Source organism: Novosphingobium sp. BL-S-32 (assembly GCF_056857055.1).
Genome location: NZ_CM166477.1, coordinates 1020735 through 1039166, shown reverse-complemented (window position 1 = coordinate 1039166; position 18432 = coordinate 1020735). Strand labels below are relative to the sequence as shown.

The 18432-nt window shown below is 64.0% G+C and carries 14 protein-coding genes; 1 reads left to right on the top strand and 13 read right to left on the bottom strand.

Features of this window, described 5'->3' with window-relative positions:
• Positions 1-34: 34 nt before the first annotated feature.
• Positions 35-1108 (top strand): acyltransferase family protein, encoded by a 1074-nt coding sequence (locus tag AC1VVK_RS21210; RefSeq protein ID WP_482906718.1) that lies wholly within the window; start codon positions 35-37, stop codon positions 1106-1108.
• Between the two features lie 85 nt (positions 1109-1193).
• On the opposite strand, the gene AC1VVK_RS21205 is transcribed toward AC1VVK_RS21210, so the two are convergent.
• The 13 genes from AC1VVK_RS21205 to AC1VVK_RS21145 form a co-directional block, all read right to left on the bottom strand.
• Positions 1194-1451 carry a hypothetical protein gene (locus AC1VVK_RS21205; protein WP_132386021.1) on the bottom strand — a complete coding sequence of 86 codons (258 nt, stop codon included), beginning with the start codon at positions 1449-1451 and terminating at the stop codon, positions 1194-1196.
• 101 nt (positions 1452-1552) lie between these two features.
• The gene (locus tag AC1VVK_RS21200) at positions 1553-2698 is read right to left on the bottom strand and encodes a DUF2252 family protein (protein WP_482906717.1); all 1146 of its coding nucleotides are present in this window, start codon (positions 2696-2698) and stop codon (positions 1553-1555) included.
• Positions 2699-2875: 177 nt separating this feature from the next.
• Entirely contained in the window at positions 2876-4261 is a 1386-nt protein-coding gene (locus AC1VVK_RS21195) for an efflux transporter outer membrane subunit (protein WP_482906716.1), read from the bottom strand.
• A gap of 2 nt (positions 4262-4263) precedes the next feature.
• Complete coding sequence (locus AC1VVK_RS21190) at positions 4264-7425, bottom strand: multidrug efflux RND transporter permease subunit (protein ID WP_482906715.1); 3162 nt, start codon at positions 7423-7425, stop codon at positions 4264-4266.
• Positions 7422-8606, bottom strand: coding sequence for an efflux RND transporter periplasmic adaptor subunit (locus AC1VVK_RS21185; RefSeq protein ID WP_482906714.1), 1185 nt, complete (start codon positions 8604-8606; stop codon positions 7422-7424). Before AC1VVK_RS21185 ends, AC1VVK_RS21190 begins: the two co-directional genes overlap by 4 nt.
• A 595-nt stretch (positions 8607-9201) precedes the next feature.
• Positions 9202-9534 carry a UrcA family protein gene (locus AC1VVK_RS21180; protein ID WP_132386017.1) on the bottom strand — a complete coding sequence of 111 codons (333 nt, stop codon included), beginning with the start codon at positions 9532-9534 and terminating at the stop codon, positions 9202-9204.
• 117 nt (positions 9535-9651) lie between these two features.
• Complete coding sequence (locus tag AC1VVK_RS21175; RefSeq protein WP_482906713.1) at positions 9652-10041, bottom strand: hypothetical protein; 390 nt, start codon at positions 10039-10041, stop codon at positions 9652-9654.
• Positions 10038-10226, bottom strand: coding sequence for a hypothetical protein (locus tag AC1VVK_RS21170; protein ID WP_482906712.1), 189 nt, complete (start codon positions 10224-10226; stop codon positions 10038-10040). Before AC1VVK_RS21170 ends, AC1VVK_RS21175 begins: the two co-directional genes overlap by 4 nt.
• Before the next feature lie 89 nt (positions 10227-10315).
• Entirely contained in the window at positions 10316-11254 is a 939-nt protein-coding gene (locus tag AC1VVK_RS21165) for a LysR family transcriptional regulator (protein ID WP_482906711.1), read from the bottom strand.
• A gap of 204 nt (positions 11255-11458) precedes the next feature.
• Positions 11459-12403, bottom strand: coding sequence for a Vgb family protein (locus tag AC1VVK_RS21160; protein WP_482906710.1), 945 nt, complete (start codon positions 12401-12403; stop codon positions 11459-11461).
• 30 nt (positions 12404-12433) lie between these two features.
• On the bottom strand, positions 12434-14203 hold the full coding sequence (gene atzF, locus AC1VVK_RS21155; RefSeq protein ID WP_482906709.1) for an allophanate hydrolase: 1770 nt from the start codon (positions 14201-14203) through the stop codon (positions 12434-12436).
• Complete coding sequence (uca, locus tag AC1VVK_RS21150; RefSeq protein ID WP_482906708.1) at positions 14200-17796, bottom strand: urea carboxylase; 3597 nt, start codon at positions 17794-17796, stop codon at positions 14200-14202. The genes atzF and uca overlap by 4 nt, the downstream gene beginning before the upstream one ends.
• Complete coding sequence (locus AC1VVK_RS21145) at positions 17793-18428, bottom strand: urea amidolyase associated protein UAAP2 (protein ID WP_482906707.1); 636 nt, start codon at positions 18426-18428, stop codon at positions 17793-17795. Before AC1VVK_RS21145 ends, uca begins: the two co-directional genes overlap by 4 nt.
• Between the last annotated feature and the right edge of the window lie 4 nt (positions 18429-18432).

The following is an 18432-nucleotide window of genomic DNA, read 5'->3' as shown; positions in this document are numbered from 1 at the left end:
CGACCGAGTTACCTACAAAGGGCGACCCTATGTCATGAAGCACTTGAACGTGGTCCAGGGAGCGAGGGCCTTAGCCGCTGTGTTCGTGGTCATCTCACACGGAGCGGCATGGGCCGTCGGTTTCGGCTCGCTCGGGTTTCCGTTGTCAGACTTCGAATTGCTGGGTTCGATGGGCGTGCTGATGTTCTTCACCATCAGCGGCTTCATCATGGTCCACGTCGCGCGCGATGGCTTCGGCGAAAGCGGCGCGCCCGCCAATTTCCTGCGCCGCCGTATCGCTCGCGTGGTGCCGCTCTATTGGCTGATGACTCTGGTCGCCGCCGCGATCGTGGTGAAGGACGCGCGGCCACTGGACATGGGCTATTTCGTGCAAACCCTGCTGTTCATCCCTCACGCCGCTGCCGGACGGTTGATGCTGCCGGTGCTGGGCGTGGGCTGGACGCTGAACTACGAGATGTTCTTCTACGTCCTCTTCACCGCCGCCCTGTTCATGCGGAGGGGGCTGGCGATCCTGTGCATGGCACTGGCCGTGCTACTGGCCATCGGGCAAATGCTTCACCCCGTCTGGGACCACCGGGATGCGCGCAGCGTCCTTGAGTTCTGGACGGCGCCGCTGCTGCTGCCGTTCCTGCTGGGCATTGGCATCGCCGTGGTGCGTCGGGGCGCGCCGTGGCTGCGGGTCCATCGTCCCCTGCTGCTGATGCTCTGCGGCGTCGCCATCATCGGGGCCATGCAGCAACTCCTTATCGCCCCTGGGAGCGAACTGGTCTGGAAGCGCGTGGGCTTGCCGGTGGATGCGGCCATTGTCGCCGCCTTCGCGATCCTAGCCCCGAGTACCATCCCGGTACCGGCCTGGCTGGTTCTGACAGGAGATGCCTCGTTCAGCCTATACCTTGTCCACCCGCTGCTGTTCGGCGTGGCAAGCCGACTGGGGGGCAGAGCGCTGGGTCTGGAAAGCCCACCGCTTGCCATTGTGTTCTATGTGACGCTGAGCATCGCCGCAGGCATGGCACTCTACTTCATGGTCGAGCGCCCGCTCACGCGGCGGTGCGCCCGCGTGCTGGCGTCGTGGGGCCCCAAACCGCAAGCCATACCGCTTCCGGGCTAAGGGCGTTGTTTGGAAATTCGCTGAAAGCGAATTTTACGGCACCGGCCATCTCCCCGATCCGGCAACGCAAACAGATGCTCCTCAATCATTCGTCTTCGTAGTCGTCCGGATCGAAATCTTCGGACAATTCGTCCGCATCGTACTCGCCCGACAGAAACTTCAGAGGGTCCAGATCGAGATGGGTCACGACCTCCTGACGCGTCGCCACGACAGTGATTTCGTCGCCGTCTTCCATCTCGATGACCGTAATCTGATCGTCGCGCCCTTCCGTCAGATCGACCACGTCGACCGAGTTCACCTGGACTTCGTCACCATCCGGCGTTTCGAATGTGAATTTCGGCATGCGTTTGCTCCTGACTCTCAATCCGCCGAACACGGAAACGAAGATCGGGTTCCAAGGGAAATGATTTCCAGGGCCATCGAACCCATGGTTCCAGCACGCGGTCACTGCATCATGGCGTAGATGCGACAATGCTCAAGATAGCCCGCCTCATGCCTTGCCGCGAGCGCGACCACCGATCGCCACAGCCAGGACGGTGCATCAAGGCCGGACGAGTGCCCCTTCTCCATCGCCTCGACCCATGCGCGCCGCGTGGGTGGATCCATTTGCCGGGCATGCGCTTTTCCCACGACACCGGAAAGATAGCGCGCCGCTTTCAGCGCTTCTCCGTGCGAGAATTGGTCGACTTCGATCTTGAGATCCTGCGGCATAAGTTCCCGTACGAACATCGAGTGACCCAGAAGTTTCGTCGCCGCGATGCGTTCGCCCAGATAGGGCGAGAGGGCCAAGGCGGCTGTGAGTACCCGCTCGGCAGGGTCGGCGGGCATCGTCACTCCGGCAGCGGCCGGAGCGACAGGCTCGACCGCCTCCTTCATGTCGACGAGGGCGTATTCCGTGCCCTCGTCCCCTTTCATGGCGACGATAATGGCGAACCGCATCAGCCCAAGCGAACTGCACCCTTTCATCCAATAGGCTGCATCCGCCATGATCGGCGTGCGATTTTCTCCCTTCCGATCCAGCGAAAGGATCATTCGGCTCACGGGTGGATGGGTTATGACCTCGCGCAGTGCGGCCCGCTCCGCGATATCCACCGGCCAGAAGCGCTTGCCGATCGGGATCGCGGGCTCGACATCTTCCAGCCGCTCTCTCGCAAGATGGCGCCACTTGCGGCCCAGCGCCCGGCGCCGCACCGTGCGCACGGCCTGAGGCTCCGCGCTATTACCGTCCGCGCCGCCAGCCGGTTCGGCAACCGAAGCGAAGGCTTCTTCATAACCCTGAACCATCTCCTCGATCATCCGGGCAGTAACGACACCGGGCAAATCCGAGCCGCGCGCCGCGGTCGCGAGAGAGAGGCCAAGTCGAATAAGGTCATGGGCCGGATTTCCGATCACAGCCTGATCGAGATCGCGGATCTGGATGGCGACGTTACCATTGCTATCCGCAATAGGGCCGAGGTTGCCGAGGTGGCAATCGCCGCAGATCCAGATCGGCGGGCCTTCCGGGATGATCCGGGCGACTGGGGAATCGGCCAGCCACTCGTAAAATCGCGCCGTATTGCCTCTGACAAAGGCGTGAGCGGATCGCGCCATCTTAAGATCCCGGCGCGCATGGAGAAACGAGACACGATCTGCCGGGGTCAGAGCTTTCATAAACTGGAAACGAACGGGAAAAGTCCTCGTTCCTGCCGCACTGGTTTACGTCTTAAACGGAAGCGCAATTTTGTTGCGCCGATAGCAATTGTGCGAGACCGTCAGGCGCGCACGACGTCAGAGGCTGCCGCCGCCCAGCGCCGCGTAGAGTGCCACATCGTTTTGCAACGCCGCCGCACGAAGCAGGATCAGTTGCTGTTCCGCCGTGAAGAGATTGCGCTCGGCGTCGAGCACCTCAAGGTAGACCGATACGCCGCTGCTGTAGCGAAGCTCGGCCGTTTCGGCCAAAATCCGCTGATCCTGAACCGCGCGCTGCTGGGCGGCGATCTGTTCCTGGAGGCGCTGGCGGCCCACCAGCCCATCGGACACCTCGCGGAAGGCCTGCTGCACGGTGCGTTGATAGGTCGCAACGAGTTCGTCCCGGCGCGCCTTGCTTTGTTCGAGCTGGGCGCGGCGCCGTCCGAAGTCGAACAGCGGAAGGGCCGCTCCGGCACCGAAGGTCCAGGTGCCGCTGTCTCCGTTGAACAGGTTGCCGAGTTGGGGAGAGAGGAATCCGGCCATGCCGGTGAGGGAAATGGTCGGGAAAAATGCCGCGCGCGCCGCGCCGATATTGGCATTGGCGCCGCGAAGCTGTTCTTCCGCCGCCAGAATGTCCGGGCGAAGCGTCAGTAGCGTTGACGGCAGCCCGGCGTCCAGCGACGTCATCTGATGCGCATCGTTGATGCCGTATCCACTGGGAAGCGGCTGCGCCATGGGGCCCCCAACCAGAAGCAGGAGGAGGTTCCGCTGCTGATCCGTCGTGCGCTGCAAGTCCGCCAGTTGCGTCTGCGCCTGCGTGATCAGGATCATCGCTTGCTGATAATCGACCTTCGACGTGACGCCCGCATCCAGACGCAGCTTGGCGATCTCTCCGGACTTCTGGCGGCTGGCGAGCGTGCGCTGGGCAACGTCGATCCCCGCCTCGCCCGCGCGAATAGCGTAGTATACGGTTGCCACGTCACGGATGAGCGAGAGGCGCAAGGCGCGTTGCACATCGACGGTCGCCAGATAATTCCGCCGCGCCGCCTCCGTGAGATTGGCCACCCTCCCCCACAGATCGAGTTCGAAGCTGGAGACAACGAACTGGACCTGAAAGGCGCTGATCGTCTGCGGCCCGATGGCGGTCGGTGTTCGCGTCCGTCCGGCACTCGCGCCGCTGTCGACATTGGGCAGCCGTGCCGACGCCTGAACCCGGTATTGTGCCTCGGCCTGCGCGATGCGCGCGGCAGCGGCGGCAAGATCGCGATTTCGATCGAGCGCCGAGCCAATATAAGCCTGAAGCTGGGGATCGCCGAAGAAGCTGTGCCACGAAATCGCACTGGCCTGCTCGCCCGCAACCGGCGTGGTTTCCGGATAGGCGGGCGGAACCGGCGGCTCCGGCTGGACATAGGCCGGCGCCATGTTGCATCCCGCCAGCACGGCAAGCAGGCAAAGTGGCGGCAGGGTAAGGGCGAGCCGGCGCACGTCTAGCTTTCCTCGGCCTGATCGGGCTTGGCACCGGGCTTGGGCTCCTCACGCCGCGCGCCCAGCCATCTGCGCGCCGATACGAAGAACAGCGGCGTGAAGAAGATGCCAAGCACCGTCGCCGTGAGCATGCTTCCCATCACGCCGGTCCCCACGGCACGGCGACTGGCCGCGCCGGCGCCCACGGCGATAGCCAGCGGCAGCATGCCGATCACGAATGTCAGGCTGGTCATAAGGATCGGCCTCAGTCGTTGCCGCGCGGCGAGGCTGACCGCCTCGCTCGCCGTCTTTCCTTGCGACTCTTCGTCGAGCGCAAACTGCACGATCAGGATCGCGTTCTTCGCCGCCAACCCGATAATCGCCACGAGGCCGACGTTGAAATAGACGTCCGCCATCATGCCGCGCGCAAGGGTGAAGAGCACCGCACCCAGTACGCCCAGCGGAACGACCATGAGCACCGCCAGCGGAATGGACCAGCTCTCATACAGCGCCGACAGCAACAGGAAGACGACGATCAGCGAAAGCCCAAGCAAGGCGCCGATCTGGCCGCTGGCCTGACGTTCCTCGAAGGCAGTGCCGGTCCATTCATAGCCATAGCCGGGCGGCAGCACCTCCCGGGCGATCCGCTCCATCTCGTTCAGAGCGGCGCCGCTGGAATGGCCGGGAGCCGGCTGGCCGGAAATCGCCACCGCCGGGAACCCGTTGTAGCGTTCAAGCTGCGCCGGACCGGCAGTCCAATGCATGGTGCTGAACGCGCTGAACGGCACCATCTCGCCCCGGTCGTTGCGGACCCGCAGGGCGGCGATGTCGCTGGGCTCCATCCGCTGCGAAGCCTCGCCCTGCACGATCACGCGCAGAACCGTGCCGTCATGCATGAAATCGTTCGCATAGGCGGAGCCGAACGTGACGCTCAGGGCCTGATTGATCTGGCCGATCTGCAAACCCAGCGCCCGCGCCTTGACCCGATCCAGGTCGAGATAGAGCTGGGGCCGCGAAGGCTGGGTTTCGAACCGGACCCCGGCCAGTATCGGGCTCTTGGCCGCCTCGGCAATGATCGCATGCGCACGGCTAGCAAGATTGTCGCCAGTGCCGATGCGATCCTGAACCCGCATGGAAAAGCCGGTGGCATTGCCCAGCGCCGAGATCGGCGGCGGTTCGAAAGCGAACATCGTCGCCTCGGGAATGGTGAAGAATGCCCGGTTCGCGCGCGCTGCGAGGGCGCCAGCGGAATTGTCCGCCCCGGGGCGCTCTTCCCACGGCTTCAGGTCCACGAAGGACATCGCCGCGCCCTCTCCCTGTCCGAACAGGCTGAAGCCGTAGATCGAAACGACGTTGCGCACCTGGGGCTGCTTGAGAAGGAAGCCTTCGGCCTGCCGCACGGCACCTTCTGTGCGCGCCATCGTGGCGCCGGGCGCGGCGTTGTAGCCGATCATGATCGAGCCCTGGTCCTCCGTCGGCAGGAAGCCCCCCGGCAACCGCGCGAACAGCAGCCATGTCACAAGGCAGATCCCGAGAAACACGACAAACCAGCGCACCGGAGAGCGAAGCATGGTCTCCACCGCGCCGACATAATGCCCGGTTGTGTTTTCCAGACCGCGGTTGAAGCGATCGAAGAACCGTGCAGGCAGGCTACGCGGCCGATCATTCACTTCCGTTTTCTCGGGCGGTGGTCGCAGAATGCTGCCGCACAGCGCCGGCGCGAGCGTCAGCGAAAGCACTGTCGAAACGATCATCGAAATGGTGAGGGTGACCGAAAACTGGCGATAAACCCCGCCGCTCGCCCCCGGAAAGAACGCCATCGGGATGAACACGGCCACCAGTACAAGTGTAGTCGCGATGATTGCCCCGGTAATCTGCCCCATCGCCTTGGCCGTCGCCTCGCGCGGGTCGAGGCCCTCCTCGCGCATGATGCGTTCGACATTCTCGACGATGACGATGGCGTCGTCATTCAGGATACCGATCGCCACCACCATCGCGAACAGCGAAAGCAAGTTGAGCGACATCCCGAACAGCAGCAGGCCGAGGCATGTGCCCACCAGCGCAATCGGCACGATCAGCGTGGGCACCACGATCGCGCGCCAACGCTGGAGAAACAGGTAGACGAAGGCCGAGACCAGCAGCAGCGTCTCGATCATCGTGCGCATCACGTTGTTCACGGAGCGGACGATGAACGGCGTGGAATCGAACGGCGTCTCCCACGCGATGTCCGGAGGGAAACTGCGCTCCAGCTCATCCAGGCGCGCGCGCACGCCGGACGCCGTCGACAGCGCGCTGGCGCCGGAGGCGAGCTGCACGCCGATCCCGACCATTTCCTGCCCGTTCAGCGTGGCATGCATGGCATAGCTGTCCTCGCCCAGTTCCACGCGGGCGACGTCGCCGAGGCGAACAGTCGAACCGTCGGGATTGGACGCGACGATGATTTCCCGGAACTGCTGAGGCGTGGAAAAGCGGCTCTGCGTGATGATCTGGACATTGAGATCCGCCGCCGATGCGGTTGGCCGCGCGCCCAGCGTGCCGGCAGCCGTCTGGCTGTTCTGCTCACGCACCGCCTGCAAGACTTCCGCCGGGGTCAGCCCGTATCCGGCGAGCTTATCACGGTCGAGCCAGATGCGCATGGCATAGGCCGAACCGAACAGCTGCACATCGCCGACGCCGGGAACGCGGCGCAGTTCCTCGACAATGTTGTTGCTCGCGTAGTTCCCCAATTGGGCCCGCGACGTTACCCCGGACTTCGACCGCAGCGCGACCATCATCAGAAATCCGGACGAGGACGAAGTCACCCGCACACCAGCGCGGCGAACGTCCTCGGGAAGGCGTGAATCCACCCGCGCCAGACGGTCCTGAACCTGCGAAACCGCCACGTCGAGCGAGGTGCCTGGTTGGAAGGTCACGGTGACCTGCGCGGTGCCGTTGGAGCGGCTGGTCGAGGACATGTAGAGGAAATTGTCGACCGCATTCATCTCGCGCTCGATGACCGATGTCACTGTCCGGTCAAGCGTGACCGCATCGGCGCCGGGCAAGGCGGTGGAGATGCTGACCGAAGGGGGCGCGATATTCGGAAACATCTCGATCGGCAGATTGGCGATGGCAATCCCGCCGAACAGCAGGGCGAAAATGGCGATCACCCAGGCGAAGACCGGGTGATAGACGAAGAAGCGGTTCATCCCTCGCTGCTTGCCTGTTGCGCCGGCTGCTGGGCCGGTTTGAAGGGCTGTGGCGCAACCTTCTGGCCCGGCACGACGGTTTGCCACCCTTCCACCACGATCCGCTCGCCCGCCTTCAATCCCGAACGAACTATCCACATTCCGTCATGCGATTCACCGAGCGTGACGAGCCTACGCTCCGCCACGTTGTCTGTGCCGACGACGATCACGCTGGTGTCTCCGGCGCCGATCATGACCGCGCGTTCCGGCACAGAGAGCACATTCACGAAGGTTCCCGCCTGCAGGACGCCGCGCACGAACTGGCCGGGCAGAAGGTCCCGGTGCGGGTTGGGAAATACCGCCCGCAATGCCTGGCTTCCGGTGCCCGGCTGTACGACCAGACCCGCGTAATCGAGGTGGCCGACGACGCCGTAGTCCTGCCCATTCTCCGTAGTCAGGCGGACTTCGATATTGCGCAAGTCGGGGAGACGGACTTCGCCGGAACGCGTCATGCGCGCCAGATCGAGCAGATCGGAGCTGGACTTCGTGAATACGACATAGACTTGGGAAAGTTGATCGACCTGCGTCATCAACGTACCCGCTCCGGCACTGACGAGGGCGCCCTCGCTCACTTCCGCGCGACCTACCCGGCCGGCAATCGGGGCGCGCACTGTCGCATAGCTCGCGGCGAGCTTCGAACGGTCGAGCGCCGCGCGCGCGTCTTGAACGCCCGCTTCGGCCTGCCGCAAGTTGTTCCGCGCGCTTTCATATTCCAGTTCGCTGATCGCCTGCCTCCCGATCAGAGAGGAAAAGCGCTTCACGACCTGCGCCGCATCCGATCGGGCAGCGAGCGCGCGCGTCAATCCCGCGTTGGCCTGTCTCAATTGAGCCTGCACATCGCCGGGATCGATCTGGAACAGCGCGGCGCCGGCTGCGACATCCGAGCCTTCCTGATAGAACCGCCGCAGGACGATGCCATCGACGCGGGCGCGGACCTGCGCCGATCGAACGGCTTCCACCCGGCCCGGCAATTCGATGGCATTCGCCGCCGACGATCGACCGACCGTCAGAACCTTGACCGGAGTTGGCGGCGGGCTGGGAGCCGTTTCGTTGGAACACGCCTGAGTAAGAATAATACAGGCCATCGCTGCCAGACGGCCGGCATTTATCAGATTAGAGAACGATGTATACTTCTGGCGCACGAGAGCTTTCCTTAACAAAGCCTCAACACGGTCTAGTATATCGTGCAATTATGTCTCAGGTGACCCTCTCGGCTCCGCTTGAGCCCCATTCCCCGAATCGGATTGGCCGCCGTGGCAGCAAGCATGGTCAGCGCAATTCTCTGGGGAGATCATATGCAGACGGAGACGACATAAAAACCTCCCCATGACGTTCGGACTGAGGCTTCGCCGGTATGACGAAGTTCCTTTATCCCTGCCCGAGGCTGTCGTTGATAAAGCCGCTGCGAGCAGGAAAATTCCCGAAAATCGGATATGTTAGCCGAATCGAACGATAGTCCTTTGTCTCATAGCGCAGAGATCGAGGCAATACGTTGCCGATTTCAGCCCGGGCCGGGGCATAAAATTGAAGTTGCTCGACAAACGAGTACGGATTGTTTCATCGCTATTAAAGACCCGGCCTGCCCGCGTATGCGCAGTAATTAGACGGGTCTGTCGGCCGACCGGCGATAAACCCGGCCCCCGGTACTTTGTCAGAATTTGGAATCGGCAGGGCAAGCACCGGGCAACCGTTTCCGGCTGCCCGGTGCTTGTGTAACCTGCCTGTTAAAGGCTCTGGTTATCGTGCCGAGGCAAGTTGGACCGGAGCGGCGCCCGAAGCCTCTGCCGTGCGCGATTCGATCTTTGTGCGGATGTCCGCAATCACCGCCGTCCGGCACTCACGCGCCTTCTCCTCGGCAGCGAGATGGATGTTCGCCAGTCGGTCGCCGCAGACGGCGCGGGCGGCCTGATCCATGCGGATGGCCAGTCGCTGCTGGCCGTCGACCGTGGCAAGGTCGAGCCCCTTGAGCTGCAAGACAGCGCTATCCTGAGCGAAAGGATTTTGCGCGGGGGCCGCAGAAGCGGCCGTGGCGAAAGCGAAAGAGGCCAAGACCATTACACCGATCTTCATCATCTTCTCCTGAACACATATCGACGATCGCTCTCCGGCGACCTCGCTTTCATAGCGTTCAGCAGGGAAACTGACAATGAACCGTTGGATTATCTACTGACGGGCCTCAAATCGGGACTATGGACTGCCGATAACCAGCGATGCAAGGTCCGTGGAATGACCCAGCAATCCAATCGGTAGATCGACGCGCGCGCTCGCAACTTCGGTTTCGCCGACCGTGACGTCGATCGCCCGGGCCATCGGCAGGGACCATTCCCGAACGGTCTCAACCGGCAGGCGAACTCTCCAGGCATTTTGCCCCTGGACAGGTACCTCGTGCCCGTTGATGCGAACCGTGGATGCCGGGTCGGCCCGATGGCCGGAAATGAGCAGGCAACTTGCTCCGCCGCACGAGACCAGCCGCGTTTCAGCCTGCGGCGCGGCCACAGCGCAAGGCGCGAAGGTCGCGGTCCAGACCGCTGCGCTCAGCGCTATCGCCCGCGTGCCGAGATAGTATCGGATCTTCAATGTGTTGAAAGGCCATCGAGCTTGCCCGCGCCCTGTTCGGCACTGGGCGAAACACGCCGGTTCGGCACGCCCCCAACCGCCTGAGCCCGCGCTTCAACGCTTTCGAGGATCGCCCTGAACAGCTTGACGCCAATCGCCGCGACGCCGGATTTGCGCGCTGGCTGGAAATTTGTTTTCGGCCCCATTCAAAACCCTCACCTTGCCCGATCCGAAACTGGGCTTGGACAGGTGATGAAGGCAGAGGCAAATTTTCGATGAAAGGCATAGATTGGGACTATGACCTGTGCAGCGCACGGATGCGCCGGAACACCTCATCAATGAAAAGCTGCGTGGCCGTGTCGCGCGCGGGTTCGGACCGGGCTAGAAGGAAGATGTCGTAAGAGGGCTCGAATTCCGCGGGAAGCAGCGGCCACAGCAGGCCTCTCTCCACTTCGGCCTGAACCGCATGCACGGGCAGAAAACCGATGCCGACGCCATTGACGACAAGACGGCGGGCTTCGCCGGTATCCTCCACCAGTCCCGTCACTTTGCCGCCCAGTCGGTAGCGGCGACGAAGCTGCGTGATGGCTTCGATCTCCTGCTCACCCGTAAGCACGAAGCCTTCGCCGATCAGTTCCTTCAACTGAGTAACGCGATAACCGAAAAGCGGATGGCTGCGCGCGCAGTAGAGTTGCTGCCGCTCCACGAACAGCGGCTCGTAGACAAGGCTGCCACGAACGCCGCCGTCGTATCCGACACCCACTTCCACTTCACCGCGCTCCAGCGCATCCAGCACCTGACGCCAGGGCGAGACGCGGATCTGGATATGAATGTCGGGATTGCGGCGGTGAAAACTGGCGATAGCCTCGTCGAATTCACGGGAAACGACGCCCGAGACCATCTGGATGCGGACGATGCCTTCAACCCGCCGTGTCGCCTGTGCGATCTGGTGCGGCATCAGGCGGGCGGATTCCAGCATGTCCTCGCACAGCGCCATCATCGCCTTGCCCGCGCTCGTCATCTCCACGCCCGTCGCGGAGCGATGCAGCAGGGTTGCGCCGACCTGATCTTCCAGCCGCTTGAGCGCAGCGCTAATGCTCGGTTGCTGCTTGTTGAGTTGCCTTGCCGCCGCCCCGATGCCCCCGGCGCGGACGATATCGACGAATGTCCGGAGCAGGTTCCAATCGACACGCTTCGCGAACTTCTCGTCGATCAACGGCGTTCGTTCGCTCATCTGCTTGCATGTCCCCATCAAGGCAAAGCCTGCACCCGCAGTAGCCCGACATTGCTCCGAAAGCATAGACGCAATTTATGTAGAAAGCGGAATTATAGGCCATCCCGCTATGCCCCTCGCATCATCCCAAGCCCGAACGCCCGGTCCGTTTCCACGGATCGGGCGTTCGTTTAAGTTTTTTATATCAGTATATTCCGTAGGCGATCAGCTACCGGCGTCGCTTTTCGCCTTCAGCGCGGACTTCGGCCACCATGTCAGGGTGTGCTCGTCATGGGCGGTCGTCCAAAGGCCGTGGTGCGTATAGCGCAGCGCACCGCTTCCCGCCGCCTTGCCCATGCGCTTATCGACGCCCATCGTCTTGGGATCGATTACCACGAAGACCTGATCGTCTGTGGTGCGCAGCCAGACTTTGCCGCTGCCAGTGTCGATATCGCCCCATTTCAGGTTCTCGCCCACCTTGATCCGTCCGGAGAGTTCGCCAGTGTGGGGATCAATACGGGCCACGGTGCCGTCCCCCTGTTCCTGGACCCAGACGCCGCCCGCCCCGGCGGCAAGAAAGCCCGGCTCCCGCGCCAAAGGTGTCTTGCCGATCACGCTGTTCGTCTTGGGATCGATGCGTTGCAACGATTGCTGCTCGGCACTGACCGCCCACAACGATCCAAACCCGAACGCCAGATACCAGGTGCCCGGATCGACGGTAACCGAAGCCGTCACGCTATTGCTGGCAGGATCGACCCGCGCGATCTTGCCGCCCGCGTCGCTTGCGACCCAGATCGACCCGGCGCCCGCAACGACATTGAGTTCGCCTTTGGGATTGGCAATGCCGGTGGCGATGGCTGCAGTGAGTTTCGCGGTGCGGATGTCGATCCGGTTGAGCGTGCCTTCCTTGCAATCGGCAACCCACAGGGAACCATCCGCGATAGCCATGGCGCCGCAAGGGTGGGCCATCGCGACCTCCGCGAGCTTACTTTCGCGAGACCAGCGTTCGACCCGGCCCTTGTTCGTGGCCCAGACGGTCTTTCCGTCAACCGCCAGGAAATCCGCGAAGCCCGGTACCGTGATGACCTGCTCTTGCTGGGCTTGAGCGGCAGATGAGATAGCGGCCATGGCCCCGGCCGCAGCCAGAACCGTCAGTCCGAACTTGCGCATGTTTCCCCCTTTTGAACTTGCCGATGCGGGTCAGGCCGCGCGCGCGATGAAAGCGCGCCATCCGCCAAGGCTGGTGATGTCCTCCGCCCCGGTCATGGCGCGCGGTTCGGCGACGAAACCCTTCACGCTGCTGCCATCGGCCAGCGTGACGGTGCCGATTGCAAGCGGAGCCGGCACTTCGACAACGAAGCTGCCGAACTCGGCAACGCCCAGTTCGTAAACCTCGACGGCGATGGCCGCCCCATCCTCGCTATGCACGAGTGCGGGCTTGGCCGGCACGCTGTCCGCCATGGCATAGAGCCGGTAAGTCGGCGCGGTTTCGAAGGCGCCGACGAACTTTGCATCGCGCGAGGTGAGCTGCCAGTGGAGCGGCATGTCCTTGAGATGGGCACCGACGACGGCGAGTTTCACGGTCTGCATCTTTCCCTCCAGATCGAGTGATGGCGGCAGCGGGAGATCCGCAACCGAAAGGTAGGCGTCGGCCACGTCCAACAGGGCGCGGTCGGTATCGGCGGGGCCGATCAGGGTAATCCCGAAGCCCGTGGCATTGGCGCGTATCCCGGCAGGCACCGCGAGCGCGGTCATGTCGAGCAGGTTCACGAAATTGGTGTAGAGGCCCAGATTGCTGTTGAGCGCCACGGGCGCCGCCAGCAGTTCGGAGACGCGGTAGGTGGTGCCGGTGGTTGGAAACGCCAGCATCTCGATATCGGACCACAGCAGGTCGGCGTGGCGCTTGATCTCGGCAAGGCGGTACATGCCGTTGAACAGCTCCACCGCGCTGACCGCCGCGCCGGGCTCGACAATGGAGCGGACGGTCGGGTCGATGGCATCCGGGTTGTCCGCGAGCATATCGGCCACCGCCGCCGTGCGCTCCGCGACCCAGGGACCGCCGTAGAGCAGCTGCGCGGCCTCCAGCAGCGGCGCCAGATCGACTTCCACCAGTTCGCCCAACTGCGCGAGATTTTCCAGCGCTCGGTCGTAGAGGAATTCTGATTCCACATCGCCGAACCAGATCCGCTGGTCGCGGCGTGGCACACCGATGCGTGCGAGCCGGAGCGGCTTGTCTGCCAGCGGCTTGGAGTAAGGATCAGCCGGATCGAAGCGTGCGACAACCTGATCGACCAGCCGCGCATCGGCCGTGTCGTCGGTGAAGACGGTGATGCAATCGAGCGTCCGGCAAGCCGGGACGAGGCCATGCGTGCTCCAGCGCCCTTTCGTGGGCTTGAACCCGATCAGGTGGTTGAAGGCGGCCGGAACGCGGCCCGAGCCGGCAGTGTCCGTGCCCAGCGCAAAGGCCACCAGCCCCGCCGCCACGGCAACCGACGAGCCCGAGCTGGAACCGCCACTGACATAGGCGAGATTGGAGGCATTCCGGGGGATGCCGTAAGGGCTACGCGTACCGACCAGACCAGTGGCGAACTGATCGAGATTGGTCTTGCCGACGCAAAGCGCGCCCGCCGCCGTCAGGCGCTCGATTACCGTGGCAGAGCCTTCCGGGCGGTAGGCGAAGGCTGGGCAAGCCGCCGTGGTATCGAAGCCTTCCACATCGATATTGTCCTTCACTGCGAAGGGAACACCTGCCAGCGGCAGCACTTCCCCGGCAGCGATTCGGGCATCGACAGCGCGGGCCTGCTCCAGAAGCTGCTCGCGGCTGGCACGGCTGATCCAGATCTGCGGCTGCACGGCATCATAGGCGATGACCCGCGCCAAGGTCTCTTCGGCCACCGCGACGGCGCTTGTGCGCCCCGCATTGACGGCGTCGGCGATTGCAGCCGCGCTGCGACGATCGGGCGCGGTCATGCGTGCTGCCTCAGGGCCAGCATCGGCGCCCCGGGCTGCAAGGACTGCCCCTCACGCATGTAGAGAGCCTCGATCGTGCCCCGGCCGGGGCTTTCAACAGGACATTCCATCTTCATAGCCTCAATCACCGCGATCTTGTCGCCCGCTTCCACCACGTCCCCCGCCGCTACGAGCAGCATCGAGACCACGCCGCCGTAAGGCGCTTCCACCAGATTGGAGCCGATCGGAATGTCGATCACCGCGCCCTCCGGCTCCTCGACCTCGCCAGTATCGACAGCATGGTCGAACTCGCCAAGCCGCTGCCAGTCCGCGCGTTCCTCGTCGAAAGCGGCCTTGCGCTTTTCCTCGAATTCCGAGATCGACTGCGCATTCTCGGCAAGGAAGGCCCGGTAATCCGCCAGCCGAAACTCGGACGGCTCGATCCGGAGCGAACGTCGCCCGGCCGGAAACTCCCGGCGCCATTCGGTCAGTTCGTCCGCGCTCACCGGATAGAAGCGGATCTGGTCGAAGAAGCGCAGCAGCCACGGCTTGCCTTCAATGAAGGCGTCGGTCTGGCGGTAGGTGTTCCAGACCTGAACCGTCCGGCCGAAGAGCTGATAACCGCCCGGCCCTTCCATGCCGTAGATGCACATGTAGGCGCCGCCGATGCCCACGACATTGGGCGGCGTCCAGGTGCGCGCCGGGTTGTACTTGGTCGTCACCAAACGGTGCCTGGGATCGACCGGAGTGGCCACAGGAGCGCCCAGATAGACATCGCCCAGCCCCATCACGAGATAGTTCGCCTCGAAGATCAGGTTCTCGACCGCATCGCTGTCGGCAAGGCCGTTGATGCGGCGGATGAACTCGATGTTGTCCGGGCACCATGGCGCATCGGCGCGGACCGTGGCCATGTACTTCTCGATCGTCTCGATCGTTGCCGGATCGCGCCAGCTCAGGGGCAAGTGGACGATGCGCGAAGGGATCGTGAAGTCCTCAAGGTCCCCCAGCCGCTCCTCCGCCGCGATGAGCATGGCCAGCGCGGCCTGCTGGTCCAGCGCCAGCCCATCGAAGTGCAGCTGAAGCGAGCGGATCCCGGGAACGATATCGATGACGCCGGGCAGAGCCAGCCGCTCCAGCTCCGTCATCAGCGCATGCACCCGAATGCGCAGTTCGATGTCGAGCACGATCTGGCCGTATTCGACAAGGATGTTCCGGTCGCCCTGCTGGCGATAGACGGTGCGCGGCCGGCCGGGGCCTTCTGCCACTTCGGCGAGGATGGGGGACAGGGTCTCCACCGGGCGAACCGGCGACGAGGCAGGCACCACACCTGTCGCCACGTACGCGCGCTGCGAGGCATCCGCCTCCGTCGCATCGTCGATATTTACCGGCACGAAGCGCAGGCGGTCACCGGGGGTGAGCTGTCCGATCTTCCAGCGATCGGCCGCGATCACCACGAAGGGACAGACGAAACCGCCCAGCGAGGGGCCATCGGGGCCGAGGATGATCGGCATGTCGCCGGTGAAGTCGACCGCGCCGATGGCATAGGGATTATCGTGAATGTTGGAGGGATGCAGCCCCGCCTCGCCGCCGTCCGTACGGGCCCAGCGGGGCTTCGGACCGATCAGGCGAACGCCGGTGCGGTTGCTGTTGTGATGCACCTTCCATTCCGCACCGAGGAACGACTGGACGTCTTCATCGGTGAAGAAATCGGGCGCGCCGTGCGGGCCATAGAGCACGCGCAAGGTCCAGTCGGTCGAAATCTCCGGCAGGGCCACCATCGGCAGCGCCGCGTCGGTGCTCTCCCCGGCCAGATGCAATGTATCGCCCGCCAGCAGCCTGCGCGCAGCATGTCCGCCGAACTGGCCGAGTTCGAAGGTGCTGCGGCTGCCCAGATAGGGCGCCATGTCGAGCCCGCCGGCGAACAGCACATATCCGCGCATGCCGCCTGTCGAGGCCCGGCCGAGCGCCAGCGTCTGGCCTGCCTTCACGTCGGTCGGAACGCCGCGAGGAACCGGCTCGCCGTCAACCGTCGCGCCGAAGTCCGCACCGGTGATGCAGATCCGCGCCGGGGCTACAAAAGCAAGCGTGGGGCCGGTGACAGTGGCCTCCAGACCCGCCGTCCCTTCCGGATTGCCGAGCAGCCGGTTGCCGAGACGGAAGGACTGGTCGTCCATTGGTCCCGATGGCGGCACGCCGACAGCCCAGAGCTTCTGCCGCCCCGGCCAGTCTTGCACGGTCGTCGCGGTGCCGCCGCTGACCACGCGGATGGAGCGCGGTTCATAGACGATGCCGTCGAGCACGCGGGTCGAGACCTCGCCGCTGACGAACGCGGGCGAGCGCACGACATCACGCAGCCAGCGCAAGTTGGTTTCGATGCCGTCCGCGCGGCTCCGGTCTATCGCCGCCTGCGCTGCCTCGACCGCCTCGGCCCGGGTGGGCGCGTGGACGATCAGCTTCGCCAGCATCGGATCGTACCATGCGCTGACCGTGCTTCCCGCCGAACACCATGTCTCGACGCGAATGTCGGACGGGAATTCCAGCGCCGTCAGCGTGCCCGAAGTGGGACGATAATCGAGCGACGGGTCTTCCGCATAGAGGCGCATCTGCACCGAATGGCCCTGCGGGGTCGGCGGCTCACGGTCGAGGAAAGTGTAGTCCCCCGCCCCGCCGCGCACCATCCATTCGACCAGATCGATGCCCATCACCATTTCGGTGACGCCGTGTTCGACCTGAAGGCGCGTGTTCATCTCCAGGAAGAAGAACTCCTCCCGGTCGGCGTCGTAGAGGTATTCGACCGTCCCGGCCGAACGATATCGCGCGGCCTCGCCCAGTCGCACGGCCGAGGCAATCAGCTCCGCACGCACGCGTTCGGGCAGCAGTGGTGCAGGGGCTTCCTCGACCACCTTCTGGTTGCGGCGCTGAAGCGAGCAGTCTCGTTCTCCAAGGGCCATGACGCGGCCCTGGCCATCGCCGAACAACTGGACCTCGACATGGCGCGCGCGCCGGACGTAGCGTTCGAGGAAGACGCTAGCATCGCCGAAATTGCTCAGGCCCTGCCGCGCCACCGATGCGAAAGCATCGCGCAGTTCCGCCTCGTCTTCGCAGACGCGCATGCCGATGCCGCCGCCGCCCGCCGTTGCCTTCAGGATCACCGGGAAACCGATTTCGCGCGCGGCGAGTACGGCATCCTTTTCGTCGGCAAGCAGCCCGGTACCGGGCGCCAGCGGCACGTCATGCGCGGCAGCAAGCGCGCGGGCGCTGTGCTTCAAGCCGAACGTGCGGATGTTCTGGACGGTGGGGCCGATGAAGACGATGCCCGCTTCGGCGCAGGCCTCCGCGAACTCCACGTTTTCGGCCAGGAAGCCGTAGCCGGGATGGATGGCCCCTGCCCCGGTCTTGCGCGCGGCATCGAGGATCGCGGCGATGTTGAGGTAGCTGTCGGAGGCTTTCGCCCCGCCGATGCAGACCGCCTCATCGGCTTCGGATACGTGGTTGGAGCCTTCGTCTGCCTCGGAATAGACGGCGACGGACTTCAGGCCCATGCGTCGCAGCGTGCGGATGATGCGGGTGGCGATCGCGCCTCGGTTGGCGATCAGGACCGTGTCAAAGTTCATGCGGTGACAATCATCCGAACGGGGGTGGGGTTGAAGCCGTTGCAGGGGTTGTTGACCTGCGGGCAGTTCGAGACGACGACGACGACGTCCATTTCCGCTCGCAGGTCAACGGTCAGGCCCGGCGCGGATATTCCGTCGACGATGCCCAGCGACCCGTCCGGCTCGACCGGTACGTTCATGAAGAAGTTGATGTTGGACACGATGTCCCGCTTGCCCCGGCCCTCGGTGAGATTGGCTTCGAGGAAGTTCTCCACGCAGGCATGCTCGGCCTTGGTGTGATGGCCGTAGCGCAAGGTGTTGGATTCGCAGGAGCAGGCGCCGCCGATGGTGTCGTGATATTCGACCGAGGTGGCGGCGATGGTCATCATCGTCCGGCCCTCGTTGGACAGCAGCCGGGTGCCTTGGCGCAGGAACAGATTACCCTGTGCGGCAACGGTGTCCTGCGCGCTGTAGCGTTCGGCACCGTCCTCAGCCGAATAGAGCAGGAAATCCACGGCCTGATTGCCTTCAAGGTCGACGATACGAAGCGTCTGCCCTGCGGCCACGTGGTGCAGCCATGGCGCCCGGGCGGGCACGATCACGTCGTGGATCACGGCGCCGGTGAGACCGGACATGTGGGGATCGGCGTTCATTGTG

What these genes read in the sequence shown, in the direction of transcription:
- AC1VVK_RS21190 (WP_482906715.1), bottom strand. Translation starts at nt 7,425, where the DNA reads ATGAACCGCTTCTTCGTCTATCACCCGGTCTTCGCCTGGGTGATCGCC.
- uca (WP_482906708.1), bottom strand. Translation starts at nt 17,796, where the DNA reads ATGAACTTTGACACGGTCCTGATCGCCAACCGAGGCGCGATCGCCACC.
- AC1VVK_RS21145 (WP_482906707.1), bottom strand. Translation starts at nt 18,428, where the DNA reads ATGAACGCCGATCCCCACATGTCCGGTCTCACCGGCGCCGTGATCCAC.
- AC1VVK_RS21200 (WP_482906717.1), bottom strand. Translation starts at nt 2,698, where the DNA reads ATGGCGCGATCCGCTCACGCCTTTGTCAGAGGCAATACGGCGCGATTT.
- AC1VVK_RS21210 (WP_482906718.1), top strand. Translation starts at nt 35, where the DNA reads ATGAAGCACTTGAACGTGGTCCAGGGAGCGAGGGCCTTAGCCGCTGTG.
- atzF (WP_482906709.1), bottom strand. Translation starts at nt 14,203, where the DNA reads ATGACCGCGCCCGATCGTCGCAGCGCGGCTGCAATCGCCGACGCCGTC.
- AC1VVK_RS21165 (WP_482906711.1), bottom strand. Translation starts at nt 11,254, where the DNA reads ATGAGCGAACGAACGCCGTTGATCGACGAGAAGTTCGCGAAGCGTGTC.
- AC1VVK_RS21170 (WP_482906712.1), bottom strand. Translation starts at nt 10,226, where the DNA reads ATGGGGCCGAAAACAAATTTCCAGCCAGCGCGCAAATCCGGCGTCGCG.
- AC1VVK_RS21160 (WP_482906710.1), bottom strand. Translation starts at nt 12,403, where the DNA reads ATGCGCAAGTTCGGACTGACGGTTCTGGCTGCGGCCGGGGCCATGGCC.
- AC1VVK_RS21180 (WP_132386017.1), bottom strand. Translation starts at nt 9,534, where the DNA reads ATGAAGATCGGTGTAATGGTCTTGGCCTCTTTCGCTTTCGCCACGGCC.
- AC1VVK_RS21205 (WP_132386021.1), bottom strand. Translation starts at nt 1,451, where the DNA reads ATGCCGAAATTCACATTCGAAACGCCGGATGGTGACGAAGTCCAGGTG.